15 protein-coding genes are annotated in these 23,316 nt (G+C 46.4%); 11 read left to right on the forward strand and 4 right to left on the reverse strand.

What is annotated here, in order from left to right:
* Nucleotides 1-76: 76 nt before the first annotated feature.
* On the reverse strand, nucleotides 77-1,225 hold the full coding sequence (locus tag BCT34_RS23920; RefSeq protein ID WP_076651775.1) for a PLP-dependent aminotransferase family protein: 1,149 nt from the start codon (nucleotides 1,223-1,225) through the stop codon (nucleotides 77-79).
* A 115-nt stretch (nucleotides 1,226-1,340) separates the two neighbouring features.
* Between BCT34_RS23920 and BCT34_RS23925 the strand changes: the two genes are divergently transcribed.
* The 7 genes from BCT34_RS23925 to BCT34_RS23955 all read left to right on the forward strand — a co-directional run bounded on the left by BCT34_RS23925 (nucleotide 1,341) and on the right by BCT34_RS23955 (nucleotide 9,277).
* On the forward strand, nucleotides 1,341-2,210 hold the full coding sequence (locus BCT34_RS23925) for a GyrI-like domain-containing protein (protein WP_076651776.1): 870 nt from the start codon (nucleotides 1,341-1,343) through the stop codon (nucleotides 2,208-2,210).
* A gap of 253 nt (nucleotides 2,211-2,463) precedes the next feature.
* A complete protein-coding gene (locus BCT34_RS23930) occupies nucleotides 2,464-3,789 on the forward strand; it encodes an MATE family efflux transporter (protein WP_076651777.1) in 1,326 nt (441 codons plus the stop codon).
* Between the two features lie 199 nt (nucleotides 3,790-3,988).
* Nucleotides 3,989-4,747, forward strand: a complete 759-nt coding sequence (locus BCT34_RS23935; RefSeq protein ID WP_076651778.1) for a dipeptide/oligopeptide/nickel ABC transporter ATP-binding protein — start codon at nucleotides 3,989-3,991, stop codon at nucleotides 4,745-4,747.
* Nucleotides 4,744-5,595 (forward strand): ATP-binding cassette domain-containing protein, encoded by an 852-nt coding sequence (locus BCT34_RS23940; RefSeq protein ID WP_076651779.1) that lies wholly within the window; start codon nucleotides 4,744-4,746, stop codon nucleotides 5,593-5,595. The genes BCT34_RS23935 and BCT34_RS23940 overlap by 4 nt, the downstream gene beginning before the upstream one ends.
* A gap of 46 nt (nucleotides 5,596-5,641) precedes the next feature.
* A complete protein-coding gene (locus BCT34_RS23945) occupies nucleotides 5,642-7,153 on the forward strand; it encodes an ABC transporter substrate-binding protein (RefSeq protein ID WP_076651780.1) in 1,512 nt (503 codons plus the stop codon).
* A gap of 4 nt (nucleotides 7,154-7,157) precedes the next feature.
* On the forward strand, nucleotides 7,158-8,894 hold the full coding sequence (locus tag BCT34_RS23950) for an ABC transporter permease subunit (RefSeq protein ID WP_076651781.1): 1,737 nt from the start codon (nucleotides 7,158-7,160) through the stop codon (nucleotides 8,892-8,894).
* A 140-nt stretch (nucleotides 8,895-9,034) separates the two neighbouring features.
* Nucleotides 9,035-9,277, forward strand: coding sequence for a hypothetical protein (locus BCT34_RS23955; protein ID WP_076651782.1), 243 nt, complete (start codon nucleotides 9,035-9,037; stop codon nucleotides 9,275-9,277).
* 106 nt (nucleotides 9,278-9,383) lie between these two features.
* Here the strand turns inward: BCT34_RS23955 and BCT34_RS23960 are convergent, their stop codons facing one another.
* From BCT34_RS23960 to BCT34_RS23975, 3 genes are all read right to left on the reverse strand, one after another.
* Nucleotides 9,384-12,239 carry an FAD-binding and (Fe-S)-binding domain-containing protein gene (locus BCT34_RS23960; RefSeq protein ID WP_076651783.1) on the reverse strand — a complete coding sequence of 952 codons (2,856 nt, stop codon included), beginning with the start codon at nucleotides 12,237-12,239 and terminating at the stop codon, nucleotides 9,384-9,386.
* Nucleotides 12,240-12,662: 423 nt separating this feature from the next.
* On the reverse strand, nucleotides 12,663-13,802 hold the full coding sequence (lldD, locus tag BCT34_RS23970; protein WP_076655510.1) for an FMN-dependent L-lactate dehydrogenase LldD: 1,140 nt from the start codon (nucleotides 13,800-13,802) through the stop codon (nucleotides 12,663-12,665).
* 281 nt (nucleotides 13,803-14,083) lie between these two features.
* On the reverse strand, nucleotides 14,084-15,778 hold the full coding sequence (locus tag BCT34_RS23975; RefSeq protein WP_076655513.1) for an L-lactate permease: 1,695 nt from the start codon (nucleotides 15,776-15,778) through the stop codon (nucleotides 14,084-14,086).
* A gap of 235 nt (nucleotides 15,779-16,013) precedes the next feature.
* Here BCT34_RS23975 and BCT34_RS23980 point away from each other — a divergent pair, with 235 nt between their 5' ends.
* From BCT34_RS23980 to BCT34_RS24000, 4 genes are all read left to right on the forward strand, one after another.
* Nucleotides 16,014-16,931, forward strand: coding sequence for a LysR family transcriptional regulator (locus BCT34_RS23980; RefSeq protein WP_076655516.1), 918 nt, complete (start codon nucleotides 16,014-16,016; stop codon nucleotides 16,929-16,931).
* An 11-nt stretch (nucleotides 16,932-16,942) separates the two neighbouring features.
* On the forward strand, nucleotides 16,943-19,003 hold the full coding sequence (locus BCT34_RS23985; protein ID WP_076655519.1) for a prolyl oligopeptidase family serine peptidase: 2,061 nt from the start codon (nucleotides 16,943-16,945) through the stop codon (nucleotides 19,001-19,003).
* 373 nt (nucleotides 19,004-19,376) lie between these two features.
* Nucleotides 19,377-20,717: a carbohydrate porin gene (locus BCT34_RS23995; protein ID WP_076655522.1), complete on the forward strand. Its 1,341-nt coding sequence runs from the start codon at nucleotides 19,377-19,379 to the stop codon at nucleotides 20,715-20,717.
* A gap of 166 nt (nucleotides 20,718-20,883) precedes the next feature.
* Entirely contained in the window at nucleotides 20,884-22,902 is a 2,019-nt protein-coding gene (locus BCT34_RS24000; protein ID WP_076655525.1) for a methyl-accepting chemotaxis protein, read from the forward strand.
* Nucleotides 22,903-23,316: the final 414 nt, after the last annotated feature.

Here is a 23,316-nt window from a genome sequence, read left to right on the forward strand (position 1 = left end):
CGATGAACCATAAAAAAGCCCTGCTGTAAAAATACAGCGGGGCTTTATAAGTAAATCCGGTTGGAGTCAGCCGAGATTATGCTTGATTAAGTACTTCCGCTAAGCGTTTCACTGCTTCGGTCAATTCTTCTGGGTTGGCGTTGGTGAAGTTTAAGCGCAGTGCCGCTTTGGCTTCATCGGCCTTTGGATAGAATACTGGGCTTGGTACAACCGCTACGCCATTCGATAGCAGAGTTTTAGCCAGTTCGAAGGTGTCGCACTCTGGGATTTCAACCCAAATGAACATCCCGCCATCTACGGCTTTTAACACACAGTCTGCAGGCAGTTGCTTTTCTAGCTCTGAGAATAGAACCTCATAACGAGATTTGTACAGTGTGCGGATGTTTTCCATGTGTACGTTGAAGTCTTCATGTTTTAGAAGACCAACAAGCAGCGCTTGCATTGGAACGCTTGAGTGTAAATCTGCGCCTTGTTTTACTTTGATCAGTGGCTCAAGGTAGCTGCGTTTACCTGTTACTGCGCCAATACGTAAGCCTGGCGATGCAATCTTAGAGAATGAACGAAGAACGATAGAGTTATCAGGGCAGAACGAAGAAACCAACGGCAGCTCTTTTCCTGTGAAACGTAGCTCACGGTATGGCGCATCTTCAATGAATGCTACGTTGTATTTGATACACAGCTCAGCGACTTTTTGACGAGTTTCTGTTGCCCAGCAGACACCTGTTGGGTTGTGGAAATCTGGCACAGCATAGAACATCTTCGGTGATTGCTGTGCAAAGCATGTTTCCAACTCGTCTAGGTTAGGGCCAAATTCAGTTTGAGACACAGTAACAATGTTTGCTTGAACCAAACCAAATACTTGCATCGCACCTAGGTAGCTTGGCGCTTCCATCACAACCACATCGTTCGGATCAACATAGGCACGCGCAATCAAATCCAAACCCTGCTGAGAGCCAGTACAAATCATTGCAGTGTGAGTTTCTGGTAATTGGTAGCTTTGCGTTAGGTGATCAAGCAACGGGCCGTAACCCGCAGTCGAGCCGTATTGGAAAACTTCAGGCATGTTCGCTAGGTTTTCTAGCGTTGGCTTCATTAAATCGATAGGGAATGTCTTCTCGTCTGGTAAACCGCCAGCCAATGAGATGACATTTGGATCACTTGCGGCTGCGAGGATCTCTCGAATGTATGAAGATTGAATCTGTTGCAATGACTGTGCGATTTCCATGTGTTGTGTCTCGTCGTTTATCGTTTTTATTGTATCGCTTGATATTACACGGCAATTGTAAAAACTAGCGTGTCCGTTTATGCTCTTAAACATGTCCATTTATGCTATTTAAACGATGTCACGTCAACACATATCGCGAATCAATGATGTCCTGTTCCATATTCACCAAGACATCAGTCAGCCCTTGTCTGCCAAAGAGTTATCTGAGATAGCGGCCTATTCCGAACAACACTTCCATCGCACCTTTAAAAGTGTGGTCGGGGAGTCGCTGCATCAATATATCCGACGCACTCGAATGGAGTATGCGGCCAATCAATTGATGTTTGATACCAGATCGTCTGTGGTTGAGATTGCCAACAAGTGCGGCTTTAGTTCCGTGTCTTCGTTTAGCCGAGCGTTTAAAGCGACTTTTAATATGTCTCCGGGAGAATGGCGTAAACATGATTTACAGGTAGCAGAGAAGCCTTATTTGAAAGACCCAGAAGTAGCGGCGGGCTATTTAAACGTGGCGCTGCGAGTGCTACCTGAACCTAAGATTATTGAAGTACCTGAGCGCATGGCTGCTTATGTTCGACATACGGGCTATAACCGCTCCATTCGCAATGCGTGGTTGATATTGAAAGCATGGGCGAACTCAGAGCAACGCGACTTTTCTAGCCAATTTGGTTTGCACCACTCAAACCCGGCTTGGGTTGAAATGGATCAGTGTCGTTACGTAGCGTGTATCGCGATTGATGAACCGATTAAGTATCGTAGCGTGGTTAATCAGATGGTCATTCCCGGTGGTTTGCACGCCGTATTTCGGCTTAATGGATGCTATGGTGAGCTGCTACCACAAATCAGCATGGTGTTAGAAAAGTGGCTACCCACTTCGGGTTTCAAGCAGCGTTCGACGCCTGCATATGTGCATTATCATCAGAACCATTTCTTGAATAGTGACGAAGTCTTCGAGCTCGATTTTTATCTTCCTGTGAGTTTTTACTAAGCGACATAAAGATAGAATTAGATCTTGGAAATAGGGCGCCCAGTTATTAGTTAATGTGGCGTATTATTGATCTGAATTTTGTCGATTTGTTGAGACGAATTAGCCTCGTAAATGACAATAAGCTGTTCCATTTAGAGTTGAAAAGAGAAAGGCACTTTGTTGATAATTTAATCCACTAAATGATGACAACGTACGGATTAAACGATAGCATCCACTCTAATTGCAAATAGTTATTAATATCACTCTCTAGAATATGACCATTACCCATAAAGATTATTTAAAAATCGCTTTCCCTTTTATCATCTCAACGGTGACCCAACCTCTGCTTGGTGCCGTCGATACTGCTGTGATCGGCCAACTTGGTATTGCTGAACTGATTGGTGGCGTGGCGATCGGCACCATCATTATGAACACCATGTATTGGTTGTTTGGCTTTTTCCGTGTTAGTACCACAGGGCAAAGTGCGATGGCCTTGGGTAAGGGCAACCGCTCTGAGTTAGCGGGCAGCTTGATGCGTCCATTTGTGCTATCTGGTTTGGTGGGTTTGATCTTTATTCTGATACAACCACTCATCTGGCAAGGTGCAATGTGGGTGATAGAGCCTGAAGCGAACGTGGCTGAACAAGCACATATCTACTTCAGTATTTTGATTTATGGCGCGCCTTTTGTGTTGCTTAACTACACTATTATCGGTTGGTTGATGGGGCAGGCGAAAGCCAAAGAAGTCCTTTACACACAAGTGTTTGGCAACGTGTTGAACATTGTCTTGGATGCGGTGTTTGTACTCTATTTGGACTTAGGTGTCGCGGGTGTGGCATACGCAAGTTTGATTGCACAAGTTACTACCTTTGCGATAGGCGTGACCTTGGTGATGAAGACCAGCAATATCTCTACCTCTGAGTTCCTGCAAGGCTCGAAGATGACCAAGAAAGACCTATCGACCATCATCTCTTCAAATACCGATTTATTGCTTCGCACCATTTGTATTTTAGTGTTCTTCAACATGATGGCGCGTACCGGTTCTAAACTGGGTACTGATGTTCTAGCCGCTAACGCAATCTTGATGCAGGTGACCTTCATTGTCAGTTATATGTTTGATGGTATTGCCAATGCATCGAGTGTGTTTGCGGGCAAAGCTGTAGGTCAGAAGAATCCTTCAATGTTGGCTCGAGTATTAAGACTTAACTTCCAATGGACGGCCGGTTTTATCGCCGCACTGACGTTTTTGACCTTGGTATTTAAAGGCAGCATTGTTTTCTTGTTTACCGACATTCCAGCGTTAGTCGCATTGTACCAAGAGATGGCGCCATGGTTAATCGTGTTTCCGCTAGTGGCAGGCTTTGGCTTAACGGTTTACGGCATCTTTACCGGAACGGGCACCACGCGTCCGGTTCGCGATTCGAGTATCGCGACTTTGTTGGTGTTCTTGGCTGTTCAGGCATTTGCTGTCGGAGCTTGGGGCAATCATGGTTTGTGGTTGGCATTTACCCTGTTTTATCTTGGGCGTATTGCATTTTTGTATCCGTTCATCGCACAAGTTAAGCAGAAGTGTTACCCGGTAGAAAATGCTATTAACTGAGCGACCTAACCAGCACCTATAATACTTTATGAATGCGCTTGTCTATCTTTACACTGTAAGTTTAGAGGGCGCCTTTTTATCTAATAAAAAAGGTCAATTAAACGGCAAATAAAATGCGATACAGTTCAATGCCCACTTTCCATCACCTCTGCTAAATGATAAGGTTGTTATGTTATAACATCCATCTATGAGTATCTGCGTGAACGCCCCACTTTTGTCTGTTGACCACCTAACGATCAAAACCTCTTCGAGAACACTTTTCCAAGATATCCACTTCGACGTTTATCGAGGTGAGCTGTTGGCGATTATGGGCCCATCAGGCATTGGTAAGTCGATGCTTTCACGCGCTATTGCGGGGTTTCTGCCAGAAACCGTCGAAGTTGAAGGTCATATTTCTCTATCTGGTGAAGCAGTGTGTGGCTTGTCTATGTTGCAAAGAACCGCAGCACAACGACCAGCGGTTATCTTCCAAGATGCACTTCAAGCTTTAAACCCTCTGGTTTCGATAGAAGGTCAACTCTGCCTTGCCTTGACGGGAACTCGCACTAAGCTTAAACCAAAAGACAGAATTAAAATTACCGAGTTGTTGATCCAACTGGGTTTTCCTAATCCAGAAACCATCTTGCCGTTATACCCGAGTCAAATATCGGGAGGTCAACGTCAACGTGTGTGTATTGCGATTGGCCTGCTGAGTAACGCCGATATCATTATCGCCGATGAACCAACCAGCGCGTTAGATCCGGTGACAGAGCAAGAGATACTTAAACTGATTCGAGACAATGTTAAACAGCGTCAAATTGGTGGTTTGCTCATCACGCATGACCTGCACAGCGCGTTGGCGTGTGACAAGTTATTGGTGATCGATGATGGCGGTGTGGTGGCTTACGGTGCACCAAAACACGCACTAGAGTCGAGTTCTCATGCGTTTTGTTGTTCATTGAGAGATTTAATCGAATGAGCTCGACCTTACCACTAAATTCAGAAGCCTCACCATTAATGCCAGTGATTGATTCCGAAACACAAACATCGATAGAGATTAAGTTCGACAATGTCGGTGTTCACTACTACTCCATACCAAGTTGGTTGGGTGGAAAGGCGTTTAAAGCGCTGCAGAACATTGACCTAAAGGTTGAAGATAAAAGCTTAGCGATTGTCGGGCGTTCTGGTGCGGGAAAATCAACATTGATTGAGTTGCTCTTTGGTCTTAAAGCGGCGACCGTCGGTCAGATCAGTTTATTTGGTCATTCGCTACCTATCCGTAATAGCAGCGAACAAGCAATGGTGTGCCGCCTTATCCAATTGGTGCCACAAGAACCGCACACCAGTCTCAACCCTTACTATACCGTTCGACAGATATTAGCTGAGCCGCTGATGAACCTAGATGTTTCTGGCAATCATGAAAGCATCATCGAAGAGACGCTGTCGGATGTTGGCCTGCCCGCTGCCTTGTTATCACTAAAGCCTAATCAACTTTCAACAGGCCAAGCCCAACGTGTCGCTATCGCGCGGGCTCTTGTCGTTAGACCCGCTGTGCTAGTGGCCGATGAGCCGACTGCAAGCCTTGACCCAGTGAATCGTCAAAGGTTGTTAGATTTGCTCAATTCACTGAAAAAGAAGTGCGACATGCGCATCGTTTTAGTAACGCACGATCTCGGTGCTGCAAAAGCACTTTGTGAAGATATTTTGGTTCTTGACCATGGCGAAATGGTGGAACACGGACCGACCGATCAAGTGATGAGTAAACCTGCTCACCCTGCGACTCAGGTGCTGATCGAATCTCAGCCTCTTTCGAAATCTACTTGTTAAACACAACCTTACTAATTAATAAAATACAGCTATAGAGAAAATAACTATGCGTTTTAATTCAATCAAATTGGCTTGCGCACTTGCGTTGGCTCTGCCTTTGACAGGCTGTTTTGACTCTCAGCCAGAGTCGAGCGAAGCTGCTGTAAAATCTGAAATTCGAGTTGCGATGATGCAACCACCAAGAACGGGTTTATCACCACTTTCTGATGATGCGTTTAAGCTATCTCGTTGGAGCACAGCAGAAACTCTGGTTAATCTGAGCCCTACTTCAGAAGCTGAACCTATGTTAGCAACGGATTGGAAACATCTTGATCCTCTGATTTGGCAGTTCACGATTCGCCAAGGTGTTAAATTCCACGATGGTTCGACATTAACGGCAGAGTCTGTTGTGAACTCTCTACAGAAAGCGCTTGAAGCAGCACCTAAGCCGCGCATCCTAGATGGTGTAGAGCTAGAAGTGAAAGCGATGGACAACTACCGTGTAGAGATTAAAACCAGCTTTGATGACCCTCTTCTACCAAGCCGTTTATCAAGCCCTCAATTAGCAATTCTTGCAGCAAGTGCGTACCAAGAAGATGGTCGTGTTAGCCCAATGGGTGCTGGTACTGGCCCGTTTGAATTGACAGAAATTAACGGTACAACCAGCGCGAAACTGAAACGTTTCGATGAATACTGGGGCGAAAAAGCGCAGGTTGAGTCTGTAATTGCAGAATACGTTCCAAATGGTTTTGCCCGTGCAGCTGCGCTAAGAACCGGTACAGCGGACATTGTTGAAGCGGTACCTGTTTCACAAATTGCGACCATCGATCCGAACCTGCTTTACGAAGTAGCAATGCCTCGTACCAACACGCTTTACCTGAACAATAAGTCAGGGGTGTTCAGCGACATTAACCTACGTAAAGTTGCGGCTGCTGCGGTAGACCGTGAGCAAATCGTGAATACCGTTTATGAAAACCACGCAGATATCGCGCAAGGTCTATTAGGTCCTGCACTTGCTTGGGCTGAGCCAATTCGACCTGAAGGTCAGGCAATCGACATGACTCTAAAGGCGAACGGTGAGAGCATTGTTATCGGTACCTTTACCGACCGTGCTGAGCTTCCAGAAGTGGCAGCACTGCTGAAACAGCAACTTGAAGCGGCTGGTTTCAAAGTTGAACTGGATATTCGTGAATACGCTCAGATTGAAAACGATGCGTTATCAGGCAAGTTCGATGCGTTCATCCTTTCTCGTGCAACCGTTTTAGATTCTGGTGACCCAGTGGCTTACATGATGAGTGACTTTGGCTGTAAGGGGTCTTTCAACCTTGGTCAGTTCTGCTCTCAAGAGGTAGATAAAGCACTGACTCACGCAGACCTGCAACCACTAGGGGCACTGCGTCAGCAAGCGATCATCGAAGCTGAGCAAAAAATCTTGAACGACTTTGCTGCAATTCCACTGCTTCACGAACGCGTGATTCAAGGTGAAAGCGAGCGTGTAAGTAATGTAGTTCGTGATCCAAGTGAACGTCGCTTGGTTGATCAAACGACACAAGTTAACTCGGCAACACAGGTTAACTAAATAAATGCTATCTGCTGAGACTCTGCGTCGAACCTTATTTATCTTGACGCCTTGGCTATCAAGAATCGCCTCACTGATCGTGGTGGTGATTCTTGTTGGCTTGATGCCTGACATTGCAGGCATCGACCCAAGCCAATCTATCCTGCGTGCGAGAGCGGGGCAACAACATCTGCTTACGCCTGAAGCTTTAGCCGCGGTACGTGCTGATTTACAGCTTGACCGTTCGGCAAGTGAGCGCCTGATCGACTGGGTTGGCAGTGCCTTCTCAGGTGACTTGGGGTCATCATGGATAGATGGTTCTTCGGTTGCATTAGGTATTCAAAAAACAGCGTCTACATCTCTATTTTTGATGTCTAGCGCTCTGGTGATGACTTTCGTACTGTGCGGTGCAGGCCTACTTGCTACCTTGCGCAGTTGGAAGAAGGGCAAAATAGGGCAGAGTTACAGCAGTTTAAGCACCGTATTAATATCGTTGCCAGAGTACGTGGTGGCCTCGGTATTAATACTGGTGTTCTCTATCTGGTTAGGTTGGCTGCCGCCGTATGGTTGGCAAGGCTGGCAAGACATCTGGCTACCGAGTTTAGCGCTCGCATTGCCAGCCAGTGGCTTGTTTAGTCGCCTACTCAGAGACAGTTTACAACGCGTTCTCAACGAACCTTGGGTGATCACTTGGCTCAGTGCCAACGTTCATTCCAATCAAATTATTCGCTTTGCGCTGAAAAGAGCGCTGAGCAGTCTGATCCCACAAATCGCGATGATTGTGATTGGCTTAACCGGCGGCGCGGTCGCGGTTGAGCTTATCTTCTCGATTCCTGGTATCGGGCGCATGATTCTTGGCGCTACCAAGGCGCAAGATTTACCTATGCTGCAGGGCGGTTTATTGGTATTGCTCTTGTTTTCAATTGCCGTGAGCAGTATCAGCTTGTTTGTTCAACAGCTGATTCTTGGCCACAGCCTGAAAAGCGGCAAGCTCATCAGTAGTCACTCTTCGTTTCGTTTTACCCAGAGCCGAGCTAAACGTGTCACTGCTTTTGCGATCTTCTCTTTCCTAATTGCTATCGTAGTATGGGCGGCATTTCGTGACCCATATACCAGCCAGTTTGCACGCTTAGCATCGCCGAGCTGGCAAGCGCCTTTAGGTGCAGATGGTATTGGCCGAGACCTATTGGCGAGAATCGGTTCTGGCATGGTCGCGACCTTCCAAGCGGGTATTTTGGCTACGTTCTTGAGCTTGGTGACAGGCATCATCATGGGCTTCAATATTCGTTTTAGCCAAGGTCTTATCGAGATCACCAAGGGTATCCCTTACATCATTGCTGGCCTTTTAGTTGCGGGCTTAACAGGAATGAATCCCAACAGCGCATTAATCGCAATTGTATTGGTTTCTTGGGCGCCATTAGCGGCTCACTGCTCTAGTTTAATCGTGGAAGCTAAGGCTCAACCTTACACGCACCTCGCGCCATTGTGGGGCACTAGCAAGCTTCGAATCTTCCGTTTCTACTTGCTGCCGTATGTGTTGCCACCGCTGCTAAGGCACGCAATGTTGAGGCTTCCTGTTATCACACTGAGTTTGACTTCACTGAGCTTCATCGGGTTAGGGGCTAAACCACCGACCCCGGAATGGGGTTTGATGATTGCAGAGAACTTGCCATACATTGAGCGTGCACCACTGGCGGTGATGGGACCAATTATTGGACTGATTCTGTTGGGTGCTGCCATCAACATGATGTTTGACGACTAACAAAACGAGCAGGTAGCAGAGGCTTCCTATTGGCTATGGAGCTGGGTGTTCGATTGGCTCTATATGATGTAACCTTAAGCCTGCTTTTTAGAAGCATTTTTAAAGCTCAATAGACCCTAGTTAAGTGTAAAGGATTCAACATGTATCTGGTTTTGTATTGCCACAATATTGGTATGACCGACTTTTCTTTCTTTGAGACGGAAGATTTCGACAAAGAAGATGGTTATATCGTGCGAGGAAAATGGCCGAATGAGAAAGCCTTTCGTGATTACTTAACCAAAGAGTTTGGTGACATGAGTGAGTTCCGAGTGATTGATCTAATTGCCAAAGGCGCAGAGGCAGAACACTACTCGCCAGAAGAGTTGATGCGTTTGACTCAATAGCACCCAGCTCAATAAGATATTTCAAGTCGAATAAAGAAATGGCAGCCTGATTAGGCTGCCATTTTTGTTTCAAGTTAGAGCAAATTGCTCCGTACTAAGAGTGAAGTTACTGCGCGACTTCGTCCACCAAGTACAAGATTGATTGATATGGAATGCCACTGTGATGTGACAAACCGATCTCACAAGTTCTGCTGTTACTGAATCCTCGAGTACAGTTACTCGGCACTTGTTCCTTGAGTGGATGCACTGCCGCTTCATTTAACTCTGGTGTGGTAAAACCTTTGTCACCCGCCCAACCACAACATTGAATATGCTCTGGAACGATGACCTCTTCGGTACAGGCTTTCGCAAGGTTTAACATCGCGCCTTCTAAGCCCATGCGACGAGAGCTACAAGTGACATGCAGCATCACGGTTTCTTGTAGTGGTTCAAGTGTCAGGTGTTCAAGTAGGTATTGGTTCACAAAACCTGTCGGCTCAAGCACTTCTAATGGCTTGGTGAATTGCTCAATACTGCGCTTGGCACATGGGCTGGTATCCATCAACACCGGGTATTCACCCTGACGGCTTGCCTGCCACAGCACTTCTTCGAGCTGTTGTGCTTTCGATTGGGCTAAGTCGGTCATGCCTTTGCTGTCGTAAGGCATACCACAACATTGGTCATCTAACTTCTTCGGCAGAATCACCTCGAATCCGGCTTTTTTAAGCAGAGACAGGGTTACTTCGGTCAGTGGACGCTGATCACCTGCATCGCTCTGTTGCCCCATCGTTCGGCTAGCACACGAAGGGAGGTAAACCACCTTCTTATGATTGCTTGAAGATTCTGCCGTCACTGGTGACGAGGTTAGCGAGTGACTATTGGATTGCGGCATCTCTGGCATCCAAACCGGTGTCGCGCCTTTAGTCATAGAGCGCAAGCCATTAGTTAGCTTGCCGACCGTGTTTGCTCCCAGTACTTTACTTGCCACTTGGTTGGTTTTGAGGCCAGCTTTGGTGAGCTTTGTGGTGGTCGAGAAATGATCAGCAGTCCACTTAGCAATTGGTGTGAATTTCTCATACTTGGCAACACGAAGCTTTTTCACCAAGTCGCCAGTATTGATGCCTACAGGGCAACGCTCGGCACATAGGCCCGTTGCGGCACAGGTATCAATACCTTGGTATTCAAAAGTCTTCTCTAGTTCGCTCGCTTCGATTTCTTCGCCAGCAGCACGGCGGCGTTGCAGCTCGCGATAGAGCACAATACGTTGGCGTGGTGATAAGGTCAGCGTGCGAGACGGACAAACAGGCTCACAGAATCCACACTCAATACAGCGGTCGACAAGGTCGTCAGCAGCAGGCATTGGCTTTAAGTCTGTGATGTGGGAATTTGGATTATCGTTGATGATAACGCCAGGGTTGAGCAGTCTTTCTGGGTCAAATAATGCTTTGATTTGTTGCATCAAGACGTAGCCATCTTTGCCCCATTCCAATTCGACGTAAGGTGCCATGTTACGACCCGTTCCGTGTTCAGCTTTCAGAGAACCTTGGTATTTCACGGCAACGAGTTCGGCAACGTCATCCATGAAACCGCCGTAACGGTCGATCTCTGCTTGGCTATCGAAGCCTTGAGTAAACACAAAGTGTAGGTTGCCTTCTAGGGCGTGACCGAAAATGATTGCCTCGCTATAGTCGTATTTATCGAACAGCTCTTGCAGCTCTCGGATCCCGTTCGCGAGGTTTTCAACAGGGAAAGCCACATCTTCAATGATGACCGTCGTGCCGACTTCTCGAACAGCTCCAACGGCAGGGAACATGCCTTTTCGAATGCCCCATAGGGTCGCGACAGTCTTCGGATCGGACGTGAAAGGGACAGATTCAACAATCGTGTAATCAGCCAATGCATCCAAAATTGATTTACATTGTAAATCTAAGTCCTGCTGAGAGCTGGCGTGTGATTCCACCAAAATAGCAGCAGCTTCTAAATCCAAGCTTGGCATAAACGCAGGCATACCTGGTTTATCCGCGACTGAGCGTAGCGCTCTGCCGTCCATCAACTCAACCGCGGCAACCGGAGTTTTTGATAGCGTAGTAACGGCTTTACTTGCTTGCTCGATGTCGGCAAACACCAACAGTGCCGAGGCTTTGTTCGGGTGTTCAATCACCGTGTTGTAGGTAATCTCAGCGATGAAGCCTAGCGTGCCCTCTGAACCGATCATCAGATGTTTAATGATCTCGATTGGATCGTGATAATCGACCAATGCGTTGAGTGCGTAGCCCGTGGTATTTTTAAGACGGTATTTGTGACGGATTCTGTCGGCGAGTTCTTTATTCGAGCTGGTTTGGCGGTGCAGTTCAACAATGCCATCAAACAGCGCTTTGTGTGATTGTTTGAAGGCTTCAACGCTCGCACTGTCTGCGGTATCGAGCAGGGTGCCATCGCTGAGTACGACTTTCATGCTTTCTACGGTGCGATAAGAGTTTTGCGCGGTACCACAACACATGCCGCTGGCATTGTTCGCGGCAATACCACCAATCTTACAGGTGTTGATAGAGGCTGGATCTGGGCCAATTTTACGCTGGAAGGGAGCTAGATATTTGTTGGCATCGGCGCCAATTACACCCGGTTGAAGGATGATTTGATTGCCGTTATCGACGATTTCATGGCCGCGCCAGTCGTCGGTCAAAGTGATCAGTACCGAGTCTGAAACGGCTTGCCCGGAAAGACTGGTGCCAGCGGCGCGAAAAGTAAAATGAATGCCCAGTTCGCGGCAGCTTTGAATGGTGAATATCACTTCATCTAAGTTTTTTAGCCTTAGAACCATTTTCGGCACCAAGCGATAAAAACTCGCATCGGTGCCGTAAGCCAATCGTTTTGCCTCTTGCGTGACAATGCGTTCCGTTTCTATTTTTTGAGCCAGTATCGTTTCAAGCTGTTGATAAGCTTGTGCGTCGATTACTCGCTCATGGGATGTGTGTTTCTCCATCTTTGCTTCCTTGTGCTTCTTATTTGGCACTGTTCAGGGCGTGTTGACCTTTCGTGGTTAAATTTTGTTCGAGATAAAAGCGTTTTAATCGCGGCGAGGGGGAAGTAGCCTAGTCACTCTAAGCAAATCCCCCTCAACAAAGAGTAAAACGCTTTTAGCCGAACCCTTCGGGCAGCGTTTGCTGGCCATTTCTACTACGTTATCGGCTTCTCATGTAGGCTAGCTACACATCGACGCCTCTGCCTTGTATAAATACCCAGCAACTCGCTGCAAAAATCAGCTCGAAAGATCAACACGCCCTAGCTTTTTATTTTATTTTCCAGTGCTTAAACGGTGTCACAACGACAGTGGAATTGCTGTGACACCGATTGAACTTCAGTCTAAGTAGACCAAAGCATGAGTCTGAATCTGAATCGTTGTGGTTTAATCTAGCCCCACCAAAGATTCACGAGTTAAGTCTTTGATTGTCTTCGCGCCAGTTAATGTCATGGCAACGCGCATCTCTTTGTCGTAAAGGTCGAGCAGGTTCTCAACGCCTGCTTGTCCTTGCGCTGCTAATGCGTAAACGAAAGAACGACCAAGCAAAGTGCAATCGGCACCCATCGCCATCATGCGCACGACATCCAAGCCAGTACGAATACCAGAGTCGACCAGAATCTTGGTGTCGCCTTTCACTGCGTCTGCAATCGCAGGTAACGCTTTGGCACTTGATAAAACACCATCAAGTTGACGACCACCGTGGTTTGAAACTACGATACCGTCTGCACCAAATCTCACGGCGTCTTTTGCATCTTCTTCATCAAGAATGCCTTTAATGACCATAGGGCCGTCCCAGAAATCACGAATCCACTCTAGGTCTTTCCAAGAGATAGATGGATCGAAGTTGTCACCCAACCAACCGATGTAGTCTTCAAGTTTGGTTGGAGAGCCACGGTAAGTAGAGATGTTGCCTAGGTCGTGAGGTTTGCCCAGCCAACCGACATCAACTGCCCAACTAGGATGACGCATCGATTGGAATATACGACGCATTGCTGCGTTCGGGCCACTCATTCCTGAGTGCATGTCACGGTAGCGTGCTCCGGGTACGGGCATATCAACCGTGAACACCAGTGTTGTTACGCCTGCCGCTTTTGCGCGTTCAAGAACGTTCTTCATAAAGCCACGGTCTTTTAATACGTAAAGTTGAAACCACATTGGGCGTTCAATCTTAGGCGCGACTTCTTCAATCGGGCATACCGATACAGTCGACATGGTAAAAGGAATGCCTTTGTTGTCGGCGGCTTTTGCTGCTTGTACTTCACCACGTCGTGCGTACATACCCGTTAAACCAACCGGAGCCAGTGCAATCGGCATTGCCAACTTTTCGCCGAACAACTCGGTTTCTAAATTTAGCTCCGACATGTCATTGAGTACGCGTTGCTTGAGCGCTATCTCGGCAAGATCGGCCGTGTTGCGGCGTAGGGTATGTTCTCCGTAAGAGCCGCCATCAATGTAGTGGAAAAGAAACGGTGGTAATTTCGATTTTGCTGCTGCGCGGTAATCAGTCGATGCGGATATGATCATAATTTCAGTCCTAAATTCTTGGGATGTTGCCCTTCTATGAGGGCTTGGTCTGGGCTGCTTTAATTCTTGAGAGTCAGTGTTCAGTCTTGCTTAAGCTGTAAAACTGTAAAACTGTAAAACTGTAAAACTGTAAAACTGTAAAACTGGGGAAATGGCGCTAATACCCGAGGGTGTTGATGTGCTCTAGTATCCATCCCTGAACTCATCAACTGTCTTATTAGACGGTGTCGCTGTCGGGGAATTGAGTATTAACGCCAAGTGCTTTGGTGACGACTTATGGTTTACATAAGTGCGTCTGTCATTTTGAATCCGTAGATAACCACTAGGCCGATGATGCCTGTCATCACCAAGTAGTAGAACGTTGGGATGATTGTCTTACGTAGCGTTGCGCCTTCACGACCTAGTAAACCTACCGTTGCCGATGCCGCTACCACGTTGTGAATCGCAATCATGTTACCTGCTGCTGCACCTACTGCTTGTAGAGCGACAACCACCGCACTAGAGATAGTCAGAGTTTGCGCTACTTCGAACTGAAACTGGCTGAACATCATGTTTGACACAGTGTTCGAACCTGCAATGAAAGCACCTAACGCACCCACCGTTGCACTTAACGCCGGGAATGCACCGCCCACTAGGTCTGCTGCGAAGTTTGCAGTGGTGACTGGCATACTTGCTAAATCTGCGCCGTTAACACCAGAGTTAATGAAGATACGTACCATTGGGATGGTGAACACCAACACGAAGCCCGCACCAATCAGTGTTTTACTTGATTCACCGAACGCTTTCGCTAATGGAGCTGCGCTGCGTGATTGCATTAGAACCGCAACTAGCGCGACGAAGACCAAGATGCCGCCTGGTAGATATAAAGGCTGAATCGCAGTGCTTACACCTGTCTCACCAAGAATGTTGCTGAATGAAAGGCTAACGCTCTTCAGTAGGCCTTTGAACTCAGGGCTCACACGGCTAGCAACTAGAGTGACAGCTAACAGCACATAAGGTGCCCATGCCATCGCCATGCTCATTTTCTTGTGGCCTTGATTAGCGTCATCAAGGTCGATCTTCAAAGAACCTAGCCACTCTGCAGGCCACTTGTCTTCGCTTTCAAAATCCCATTTTGATTTTGGAACTAGGAAGCCACGTTTTGCTGCAGTAACCACAATCGCTAGGCCAACCAGACCACCAATCAGTGATGGTAATTCTGCACCTAGGAAAACACCTGTAAGTGCGTAAGGGATAGTGAAAGCCGCACCTGCGAACAGTGCGAACGGTAGGATATCTAAACCTTCAGTCCAGCTTTTGTTTTTACCGAAAAAGCGAGTCAGCATCATTGCCATCAGTACAGGCATCATCAACCCCACAGAGGCGTGGATTAGCGCAACGCTAGACGTGATCTGTTGTAGGTAAGCGTCCCATGTTGAGCCTTGAGCAATCAGGCTTTCTCCGATGTTGTGCGTGTCCAAACCTTTGTTCACACCAACGATAATTGGAGTACCAACCGCACCGAATGATACTGGCGTCGATTGGATCATCATGCCCATCAGTACCGCAGCAAGCGCTGGGAAGCCGATAGCAACTAGCAGTGGTGCCGCGATGGCAGCCGGTGTACCGAAGCCAGATGCGCCTTCAATGAATGAACCGAAACACCAAGCAATAATTATTGCTTGAACACGGCGGTCAGCGGATATATCAGTAAATCCATTGCGGATAGTGGTGATAGCTCCGGTGTGTTTCAAAGTGTTTAATAAGAAGATGGCGCCGAACACAATCCAGAGAACCGATACGGTAATGCCGAAGCCTTGGAATACAGAAGCCAACACGCGAGTGCCAGACATATCCCATGCGAGTAGGGCAATGGCAACGGTTAAGGCAAATGCCACTGGCATCGCTTTTTTCGCAGGCCAGTTAAGGCCAACCAGCAGAATCGCTGCAACAACTATTGGCGAAAAGGCCAATAAAGCTAGTAGAGTTTCACTCATGGGTACTTCCTCGTACTGTTTTCAAACGTTCATGTTTGAAGTAAAGATCACGTTATGGTTTGTCATCATTCGAATCGCTATTGGCCTCTTAAGCGGGAACCATTTGGGTGCGAATCTTGTAATTGGAATGACTCTTTTGTAATTGTTTTGTTAATTTGGCGTGAATTTACCCCTTTATTTTTTATTGATATAGGGAAATAATGAAAATAATTAATTCCAAAATTGACATAATAAGATGCGAGCAGACGATTTGATCCTGTTTTCACAGGTAGTTGAACTGGGTAGTTTTAGTAAGGTGGCAGAACAAAATAACCTTACAAATTCGGTAGTTAGTAAAAGAATTGCGCGTTTAGAGGAAGAGATTGGCGTGCAATTATTATATCGAACGACGCGTAAATTGACCCTGACTGAAGCAGGTAAGGCAATATTGCACGGAGCCAAAAATGTGAAGCAGGCGACCCAAGAGGCTATGGATGCAGTTTCAGGCTTTGGTGAAAATGTCAGTGGTCATATCAAAATGTCAGTGCCTACTATCTCCGGAGATTTGATTCTCGCAGACGCTGTGGCCGAGTTTTGTAATATGCACCCAGGTTTAACAGTCGATATGTCTCTGAACAATCGCTTTGTCGATCTGGTTGAGGATGGCCTCGATTTGGTGATTCGAACCGGTTACTTGGAAGATTCAAGCCTCATTGCCCGTCATATATTGGATTCGCAATGGGTGGTGTGCGCATCGCCGTCTTACATTGCGAAGAATGGAAAGCCGATGCTGCCCAAAGACTTAGTTGAGCACAATTGCTTGCAATACGCGTATCAAACAACGGGTGCTAGTGAATGGCAGTTCCTGCACAGTAAAGACGGCTGTACCGACAACGATAAATACATCGTGCGTGTCTCGGGGTCTTTTTCTACCGATAACGCCGCGGCACTTCGTAAAGCTGCGTTGGGTGGGCATGGGGTTGCGTACGTGCCACGTTGTTTGGTTTATCACGATATTCGTAATGGCCAGTTGGTCGACATTTTCCCTGACTTAGTCGGCAAAAAGCTTGGAATTTATGCGGTGTACCCTTTTACTCGCCAACCACCAAACAAGATTAAGTTATTGATTGAACACATCAGAACGCGTTACCTGACGATTTCACACTATTTTTAATAAGGATCACGATGAGCTATTTAAAAGAGTATCAATATCCAATCACCAACAAACAGATCGTCAGCGATGACTATTTTGGGCAGATAATCGACGACCCGTATCGTTGGTTAGAAGACGACAGAAGTGACGAAACCGCGCAATGGGTGGCGAGTCAAAATGAAGTCACGTTCGATTACCTTGCTCAAATTCCCTACCGCACAGAACTGCGAGAGCGACTGGCCAAAGCGCAAGACTACAAAAAGAGCTCGCAGCCGTTTGTGCGAGGCGACTACACCTATTTCTATAAGAATGATGGTCTGCAGAACCATAGCATTCTCTATCGTCAGAAAGAGGGGCAACAAGTTGAGGTGTTCCTAGATCCGAATACCTTCTCGGAAGGTGGCACTACATCATTAGGGTCGGTGTCGTTTTCTAAAGACTACAGCTTAGTGGCCTACAGCATCTCTGAGGGTGGTAGCGATTGGCGCAAGATCTTCGTGATTGATACCGAGACTAAACAGCAACTCGAAACGGAAATCACTGACGCCAAATTTACCGGCATCTCTTGGTTGGGCAATCGTGGCTTTTATTACTCAAGCTACGATAAGCCAGATGGCAGTCAGCTTTCTGCTCGTACCGAGCAACACAAGCTGTACTTCCATGAGTTGGGGACAGAGCAAGCAAGCGACAAGGTGATCTTTGGTGCGAATAAGGCCGAGCAGCACCGTTATGTGTCGGGATACACCACGGAAGATGACCGCTACTTGATCATCCTAGGCCAAGAGTCGACATCGGGTAACCGACTGTTCTATATCGATTTAGGCTCAGAGGAGCAATCGCAAAACACGCTGATTGATCATGTCGATAGCGACACTTATCTTATCGATAACCAAGATGAGACCTTCATTCTATACACTAACCTTGATGCACCGAATGGCAAGGTTATGAGCTTTGATACACGTACCGAGCAGTGGCACGATATCATCCCTGAAAAGCCGCAGCCGTTAGATATTAGTACTGGTGGCGGTTACTTGTTTGCTCACTATATGGTGGACGTGGTTTCAAAAATTGAGCAGCTGGATTATCAAGGTAACCGAGTTCGTGAGATCCATTTACCTGGTCTGGGAACGGCCAGTGGATTAGGTGGTAAAAAAGAGCAAACTCAGCTTTATTACACCTTCACCAACTATGTTACGCCGCCAACCATTTTCTGTTTTGATGTTGAGTTGGGCAGCTCAGAAATTTATCAGCGCTCAGAGTCTCCGTTTGAATCGGACAAGTTCGAATCTAAGCAGGTCTTTTACACATCAAAAGATGGCACTCAGGTTCCGATGCTTATCTCTTATAAGAAGGGGCTAAAGCTGGACAGCAATAACCCAACCATGTTGTACGCCTATGGCGGCTTCAACGTTAGCTTAACCCCTTCTTTCTCGGGTACGGTGGGCAGTTGGTTGGAATTGGGTGGTGTGTATGCAGTGCCTAATCTGCGTGGCGGTGGCGAGTATGGTAAGGCGTGGCACAAAGCGGGTACACAACAACAAAAGCAGAACGTCTTTGATGACTTCATTGCCGCTGCCGAGTTCTTAATTGCAGAAAACTACACCAGTAGCGATAAGCTAGCGATTCGCGGCGGTTCTAATGGTGGCTTGCTGGTGGGTGCTTGTATGACTAAGAGGCCTGAGCTGTTCCAAGTGGCTCTGCCTGCGGTTGGGGTGTTGGACATGTTGCGCTACCACACGTTTACATCTGGAGAAGGCTGGGCTTATGACTACGGCACTTCCGCGCAAAGCAAAGAGATGTTCGAATACTTACTGGGTTATTCTCCGGTTCACAATGTCGTGCGTGGTGTCGATTATCCAGCAACTATGGTGACGACTGCCGATCACGATGACCGCGTGGTACCGGCTCACTCTTATAAGTTCATCTCAGAGCTGCAAGATAAGCATGAAGGCGGTGCGCCCGTGATGATTCGTATCGATGTTAATGCGGGCCATGGTGCTGGAATGCCGCTGAGTAAAGCGATCGATCTCACTGCTGATATCTACGCATTTACCCTGCTCAATATGGGAATAGAGTCCCTAGATTCAATCTAGAAAATACTTAATTTTAGATAACTGGGTATTTGACTCAATCCAAAAAGCCTCAAAATCTGCCTTAGATTTTGAGGCTTTTCATGTATATGAAAACCAATCAAAACCGCACCATATTTCCCTCACTTTCACACACGGTTTTCCGTGATAGACCCCGCCATTATTGATGAAATGAAAGCGATTTCAAGCTGATATTTTACGCAATTATTATTCTAACTATCTGATTTTAATTTAATAGTTTTGGTCATTGACTTTCTAAAAGTTTCATGGGTAACGAGCTAATTTATCAGTGTGAACAGCGACCAACTTTTCAACGCTTTCATTGCTTAATATTTCCCTGTTCGATGAAAACTCAAAAAAATAATAGGGAATTACAATGCAAAAATTTAAGCTTATGCCAATAACGGTCGCAGTGGCGGCTTCGCTTGCTTCACTCTCTTCTTTTGCTGCTGATGCTGATATTGAAGCATTAGAAAAACGAATCCAAGAGTTAGAATCTAAGGTTGTGGATATTGATTATGTTAACGATCAACAACCAGCTGTCCTAACTGCAGAAACTAAGGTGCCAGAGGGCATCGTCTTCTCTGGTTATGCTCGTTACGGTGCTCACTACAAGAGCGGTGATGAGCGTTACGTAGATATCGGTACAACAGGTCGTTCTGTCGGTCGTTTAGGTAACGAAGCTAATGGTGGCGAGGTTCAGCTAGCTAAGCTATTTGAAGCTGACAATGGCGCTATCTGGGACATCGTATTCATGGCTGACCACTGGGAAGCTGACGCTTGGGCTGACGACGGCGGCTTGAGCATGAAAAAAATGTACGCTGGTGTAACCAATGTATTTGAAAGCCAACCAGAACTTTACATGTGGGCTGGTCGCGACTTCCATCAACGTCCGCAACAAGGTTTGAACGATTACTTCTGGATGACACACGATGGTCAAGGTGCTGGTTTTAACAACCTAGATTTCGGTGGCGCTAAGCTAGATATGGGCTTCGTTGGCCAAGTGAAAGGCGGCCTGGTAAATGACAATGGTCGATACGCTGTGACTGCAAAACTGCACAGTATCAACGCTGGTATCGGCAACCTAGATCTTTACGCAAACTACGGCTTTGCTTCTGATGAAGCTGATACTTCTACTACGACTGAGTATGTATATAACCCTCTTACAGACAAAATGGAACCAGTGGTAACACTGGGTCAAAAAGTAAGTGATGAAACAGCATATTTAATCGGTGCTACTTTAGGACTAGGCGAGTCTAACAAGTTAGTTATGAAGTATGGTGACGGTGCAGATTCATCGGTATTTGAACTTAAAGGTGACTACCAAACTTTCTACGCAAGTTTAGAAGGTAGCTACGCGGCATCTGAACAGTTCATCATCGATTACTTAGTGTCTTACAAAGACAATTCTGGCTCAGACTTAGATCGTGAGAATACTGAATACGCAGGTATCGTTCGTCCACAATACCAATGGGATGATGTTCACTCTACATGGTTAGAAGCGGGCTACGGCATGGTTGATTACGATGACGACGGTGAAGAGAACGCGTGGAAAGTAACTCTGTCTCAAAACGTTTCTCTAGGTGGCTTACCTTGGAGCCGTCCAATGCTTCGCTTCTACACAACCGTGGGTGATGTAGAAACGAAAGGCAACACAGTGAAGACAACCAATGTTGATACATTGTCGTTCGGTGCAATGTTTGAAGCTTGGTGGTAATCAAGAGCTAGAAGAGCATAGGTTGAAATACCTATGCTTTTAAAGAGCAAGTAATACTGTCCATTTTTAGCCCTAAAGGCAGATTGATTAGGGCACGTTTCAATTAACTCCATTCTTGGGCACATTTTTTGTGCCCTTTTTTTCGCCACTAGGTCAAGGATTCACTATGAGACTTTCTTCCATCGTGTCTCGAGTTTATTTAGGTTTTTTTGTACTGATTGTGATTATGCTAGGCTCTGCATGGTTAAGTATCAGTAGCAACAAAGACATCACAACTCGAATCGAAAACATCACTCAGCAAGCGACCCCATTAATGCTTCAATCTTCCACGCTAACGATTCGATTCTTGGACATTAATCGCAGTACCACGCCCTATTTATCCGCCAATTACATTGATGAACTTGAGCCATTAAAACAAATCGTCTTGAACAACATCGAGCAATATCAGCAACAACTGAGCTGGTTTGAAGGTAAGGGGGCGACTGGCTCACAAATGGAAGCCATGCTTAACAACATTACTCAAACAGGCGTGTCGACTATCGATAAGATAGAGCTGGTATTAGAGCTTTACGTTGAGTATTTGGATAGCAAAGACCTTGGTTCGATGGAGCAGGAACAATTTCAATCTGTGGTGGGGCAACTCAATAATACCTTGGTAAATCAACTCGCAAGTGCGAATTCAGATCAAGTACAAAAGGCGGTTGAAGCGTTGTTGGTACAGTTGAGCTTGATTGCAGCAGAAGCTAACGAGGCGTTTTCAATGCAAACATCTTCGGAAATTCGTGGGGTAGAGCGACGCTTGCAAAGTCGTAAAGAGCGATTTGAACAAGCAATCGCTGACTTAGATAATCTGGACTCGTCTTTACTGCGCCGTAGTAAACAGTCTTTATCACTGCTCGCTTCACATGCGTTTTCGAACAATGGATCCGTATCCACGCATAAAGAAACCGTTAAATTTAATGAGTCGATCACCCAGCAAAGGCAAGAGATTGAGCAGTTGATTGATGTTCAGTTGAGTCATTTTGATGAGCTTTCAATCTATGCAGAAGAGACCGCAACGCGCCTGTATCACGAGTCGATGGACTCTTCACAGCAAGCCCTTTGGATGCAGAGCGTAATTGCAGCCACTTCCGTGCTTATTGCTTTGCTGATTGGGTTGAACATTGCCAAAGGCATCCGTAAGCCAAGCAAGTTGGTACAAGGTGCCTTAGACCAAGTCGCCAACAAAGACCTGAGTTCTCAGGTTCAATATCAAGCCAATAATGAATTTGGTTTAGTGAGCGACAAGGTCAACTTGGTGATCAGTCACTTAACACACATGATTGAAAACATGCGCCAATCATCGCTGCATTTAAAAGAAGCGTCTCTAGATAATCAAAGTACCAGTGGCTCATTGCGTGAGGCGATGTTAGACCAAACCAATCAAACCGTAATGGTGGCAACGGCTATGGAACAGATCGAATGTTCCGTGACTGAAATAACTCAAGCGGCCAACCAAACCCTGACTCTGGTGACATCGGCTGTCACCAGTTCAAGCGCAGGGCAACAAACTATGGGCAAGAATGTTGATCTAATGGGCGTTTTGGAAAGTAAGTTGGCAGAATCAACAAGCACAATCGACAAACTTGAGAAAGAGAGTGCCAGCATTGGTTCTATTCTTGATGTGATCTCCGGTATTTCAGAGCAAACTAACTTGTTGGCATTGAACGCAGCCATTGAAGCCGCTCGTGCTGGCGAGCAAGGTCGAGGGTTCTCTGTGGTCGCCGACGAAGTGAGAGTGTTAGCCGCAAAAACCAATGCATCAACGCAAGAGATTCACCATAAAATTGAACGGCTTCAAAACAGTTCTAAATTGGCTGTTGAACAAATCAATCAGTGCGTTGCAGGTATGGCGCAATGTGTTGAGCAAACGGGTGAAGTGAATCAATCCATATCGACCGTGTATGGTTTGCTCAATGAAGTCGAACAAAGAAGCCATCAGATCGCAACGGCGACCACAGAGCATCAAGTTGTCGCGTCCCAAGTGACGCAAAGTATCAGCCAGATACATGAATTGGCAGAAGAAAACTCCCAGCGTTCACAGGTCCTCTTTTCCCACGGTCAGCAATTAGAAATCATGTCGCAACAGCAATTCTCACTGACTCAAGAGTTTAAGTTACCGAAGCCATCTGAAAATAAGGATTAGACATCTATCTGAGTCTTAATGATTCCATGCCCAGCTTTTTGCTGGGCATTTTTGTGTCGGGTCAGCGGGGCATTAATGTGAGTGTTCATGAGATGAAATGTTCTCATACAATTTCGAAAGGCCATGAAATAACAAGACCACTTTCCCCGTGTATATTGCCTTCAGCTGCGGATTCATCAACAAATGACGCTTCAAAAAAAATGGATTTTGGTGTACTTGTTTGATCTGACGAGCAAGTAATCGAACGTCATCTTGATAATATAAACAATAATCTCATGAAATAGTTTCATGGCGTGAAGTTAATCTGTAAGCGCTTTCATGATTTCCACAACTGGCCTTTTTACCTCCAACTTTAGTGTGATGACACTCACTTCAACCAAGACGCCTTTCTTTAATAATCGTTTTGTAAGCGGT

The sequence above is a fragment of the Vibrio sp. 10N.261.45.E2 genome, from assembly GCF_002875705.1.
Taxonomy (GTDB): Bacteria; Pseudomonadota; Gammaproteobacteria; order Enterobacterales; family Vibrionaceae; genus Vibrio.

Excerpts from the sequence above, each read along its gene's own strand:
- BCT34_RS23920 (WP_076651775.1), bottom strand. The coding sequence starts at position 1,225 with ATGGAAATCGCACAGTCATTGCAACAGATTCAATCTTCATACATTCGA.
- BCT34_RS23925 (WP_076651776.1), top strand. The coding sequence starts at position 1,341 with ATGTCACGTCAACACATATCGCGAATCAATGATGTCCTGTTCCATATT.
- BCT34_RS23930 (WP_076651777.1), top strand. The coding sequence starts at position 2,464 with ATGACCATTACCCATAAAGATTATTTAAAAATCGCTTTCCCTTTTATC.
- BCT34_RS23940 (WP_076651779.1), top strand. The coding sequence starts at position 4,744 with ATGAGCTCGACCTTACCACTAAATTCAGAAGCCTCACCATTAATGCCA.
- BCT34_RS23945 (WP_076651780.1), top strand. The coding sequence starts at position 5,642 with ATGCGTTTTAATTCAATCAAATTGGCTTGCGCACTTGCGTTGGCTCTG.
- BCT34_RS23950 (WP_076651781.1), top strand. The coding sequence starts at position 7,158 with ATGCTATCTGCTGAGACTCTGCGTCGAACCTTATTTATCTTGACGCCT.
- BCT34_RS23955 (WP_076651782.1), top strand. The coding sequence starts at position 9,035 with ATGTATCTGGTTTTGTATTGCCACAATATTGGTATGACCGACTTTTCT.
- BCT34_RS23960 (WP_076651783.1), bottom strand. The coding sequence starts at position 12,239 with ATGGAGAAACACACATCCCATGAGCGAGTAATCGACGCACAAGCTTAT.
- lldD (WP_076655510.1), bottom strand. The coding sequence starts at position 13,802 with ATGATCATATCCGCATCGACTGATTACCGCGCAGCAGCAAAATCGAAA.
- BCT34_RS23975 (WP_076655513.1), bottom strand. The coding sequence starts at position 15,778 with ATGAGTGAAACTCTACTAGCTTTATTGGCCTTTTCGCCAATAGTTGTT.
- BCT34_RS23980 (WP_076655516.1), top strand. The coding sequence starts at position 16,014 with ATGCGAGCAGACGATTTGATCCTGTTTTCACAGGTAGTTGAACTGGGT.
- BCT34_RS23985 (WP_076655519.1), top strand. The coding sequence starts at position 16,943 with ATGAGCTATTTAAAAGAGTATCAATATCCAATCACCAACAAACAGATC.
- BCT34_RS23995 (WP_076655522.1), top strand. The coding sequence starts at position 19,377 with ATGCAAAAATTTAAGCTTATGCCAATAACGGTCGCAGTGGCGGCTTCG.
- BCT34_RS24000 (WP_076655525.1), top strand. The coding sequence starts at position 20,884 with ATGAGACTTTCTTCCATCGTGTCTCGAGTTTATTTAGGTTTTTTTGTA.